The 2,043-nt window shown below is 56.2% G+C and carries 4 protein-coding genes and 1 pseudogene; 2 read left to right on the forward strand and 3 right to left on the reverse strand.

Annotation, left to right across the window (positions count from 1 at the left end):
• A pseudogene (locus RTS12_RS20710) lies at nt 1-352 on the reverse strand (hypothetical protein); the annotation flags it as partial.
• 100 nt (nt 353-452) lie between these two features.
• On the opposite strand from RTS12_RS20710, the gene RTS12_RS20715 reads away from it, so the two are divergent.
• Complete coding sequence (locus RTS12_RS20715; RefSeq protein WP_312532047.1) at nt 453-674, forward strand: hypothetical protein; 222 nt, start codon at nt 453-455, stop codon at nt 672-674.
• Nucleotides 675-699: 25 nt separating this feature from the next.
• Nucleotides 700-1,005: a hypothetical protein gene (locus RTS12_RS20720; RefSeq protein WP_312532050.1), complete on the forward strand. Its 306-nt coding sequence runs from the start codon at nt 700-702 to the stop codon at nt 1,003-1,005.
• 105 nt (nt 1,006-1,110) lie between these two features.
• Here the strand turns inward: RTS12_RS20720 and RTS12_RS20725 are convergent, their stop codons facing one another.
• Together RTS12_RS20725 and RTS12_RS20730 are read right to left on the reverse strand one after the other, a co-directional pair.
• A complete protein-coding gene (locus RTS12_RS20725; protein WP_312532052.1) occupies nt 1,111-1,290 on the reverse strand; it encodes a hypothetical protein in 180 nt (59 codons plus the stop codon).
• A 139-nt stretch (nt 1,291-1,429) separates the two neighbouring features.
• Nucleotides 1,430-2,043, reverse strand: a 614-nt coding sequence (locus RTS12_RS20730) for a hypothetical protein (RefSeq protein WP_312532054.1), incomplete at its 5' end; no start/stop codon positions are given.

Below are 2,043 nucleotides of genomic sequence, written 5' to 3' on the forward strand. Positions count from 1 at the left end.
CCGCCGTGATCGTGCCGTCATAGGCCAGCCGAGAGCGCAGAACAGTTTCGAGGCCCGTCGATGGGCGCGGCCCTCCACCCTCTTGCACCTTGAGATAATCGCGATCGGTATTACGCGGGCGCTCATGGATCACCGCTTCAAGTCGTTCGGTATGCGCCTTCTGGATCACGAAAGCCCGTTTGGTAAACGGCGTGGGTCGGTCGAAAACTGCGTCCATTCGCGCATGGATGCCGGCCAACACATCGCCCGCCGTCTTATCCAGCGCATCCTTCGCAGCCCATTTGATCTGTCGCTCTGACAGCTGGCGCAGGTTGGCCTGAAGAGCGGTATCATCAAGGTTGAGCGTGAGCATCTGTTGGCCGCCGTACCGGAAGGGGTGATTTCATTATGGTAGAATCGCCCCTAGGTCGTGCTAAGCTCTACGCATTGTATTTTAATCATAGAGGCCAATTATGGCTGCGCTATTGGTCGGTGTAATAAGCGGCATTATTTGTGCCGCGATTTCAGCCTGGATGGGGGCACCTTGGCTCAAAGTCATAATTGTCTATGTGTTCAGCGGCATGATCGGCACCATTAGTCACGCCGTCACTATCGCTCTTCTCGAACCGAATCTGGAAACAGAACGGGATCCGAATCGAAACGATGACGATCGGCGGTCACAGCAAAAACAGTGAGCGAAATAGGGAGGCCTATAGGCCCATGACCATAAAAGTCACATTCTTCATGGGCCGCTTCGGGCCTTTCGAAGGACAGCTCACCCGACCCACAGGCCCTATTGATCAAGAGTACAAGCTGACCTTCGGGCCACTCTATGTGAATGCTGCAGCGCTCCGGAGAGAGCCATATATCCATGTCCAAAAGGGAAAACGGATAATAGTGGAAGGGCCTGTTTCCGGCACGATCAAATTCGATCCCGCAAGCTTAGCAACGTTTGGCGATCTGAGCATCGGAACCTCAATTGACTATGCCGTCCCCCAGTCGAGCAACGCGCATTCGAGCCTTTAATGGTTACCGATCCCCTCGACGAAGAGTCCATGGTGTCACCAAACGCAAAGTGCCCGCAATGACCTCTCCTTCTGCCAAGGATGTCAATCTCGAGAATCGCGGCACTTATTCAGGCGGAAGCTGCGGCTCGACTTCATCCTGCTGAGCAGTGATTTCTTGGTCCACAGGCTGTTTGCTCATGGTCGCAAGGAAGGCCAGAACCAAAACAATTAACAAGATCGGCCCAGCTAAAGGCCGCCGCTTTTTGCCCTGGGGCGGTTTTTGCGGAAAGAACTTCATCGCCATTACAATCTCACCTCCGAGATCATTATAGCGGCGAATCAGGGGAACACGAAGAAGAACCAGAAACGGAAAGTGCCCGCGATGACCTCTCATCCGGGCACAGGTATGGCCAGACCCTTATGTCAAGGAAGCCATGTCGCAGTCAAGAAGGATTCCACGGAGAGAGCGCAGGAAGTCCATCAGTGAGCCGCAACGCTTCGAAGCCATAACACCGGGACAAGTCAGACAGCAGGTGGAGCAGCGCACCATACCAAGCCAGATAGGCGCGGCGGCGCTGAGCCAGGACCTCTGCAGAACCTGTATAGCTGATTCGGCAAATCTCTGGGGTATAGGTAAGCGTCTTCCGCCCGCGCGGATAGTAATATTCCGCCACAGGCAGCTTGCGCGTTGCGGCCATCCATTCACCACGATCGGTCATCTCCCAGCCGCAGGGCACGACGCCGCGCCGTTCATCCGCGCGCCAATCCGGAACACCGCGCGCGCGGGCACATTCGGCGACGATGCTGGCCATCTTTCGCCCGCCGACATTGATCGGCAGGGCCGCGACCGCAGCCGCGATAATCTGAGCATCGGGATGCGGCTCATTGTACCCACCACCATCGACCGTGCAGCCAAGCTCACCGCGGCGCTGGATGGTCGTGATCGTGTCACGACCAGGCTGATCAAAGTCACCAGCTTGGAGATCGCAAAAAGCCAAATCATCAAAATCCAGCTGCGCGCATTCCGTGGCGAAGGCCCATTCAAGCGCTTGCTGGA

The sequence above is a fragment of the Paracoccus sp. (in: a-proteobacteria) genome, assembly GCF_032007265.1.
Classification (GTDB): domain Bacteria; phylum Pseudomonadota; class Alphaproteobacteria; order Rhodobacterales; family Rhodobacteraceae; genus Paracoccus.

Excerpts from the sequence above, each read along its gene's own strand:
- RTS12_RS20715 (WP_312532047.1), top strand. The coding sequence starts at position 453 with ATGGCTGCGCTATTGGTCGGTGTAATAAGCGGCATTATTTGTGCCGCG.
- RTS12_RS20720 (WP_312532050.1), top strand. The coding sequence starts at position 700 with ATGACCATAAAAGTCACATTCTTCATGGGCCGCTTCGGGCCTTTCGAA.
- RTS12_RS20725 (WP_312532052.1), bottom strand. The coding sequence starts at position 1,290 with ATGGCGATGAAGTTCTTTCCGCAAAAACCGCCCCAGGGCAAAAAGCGG.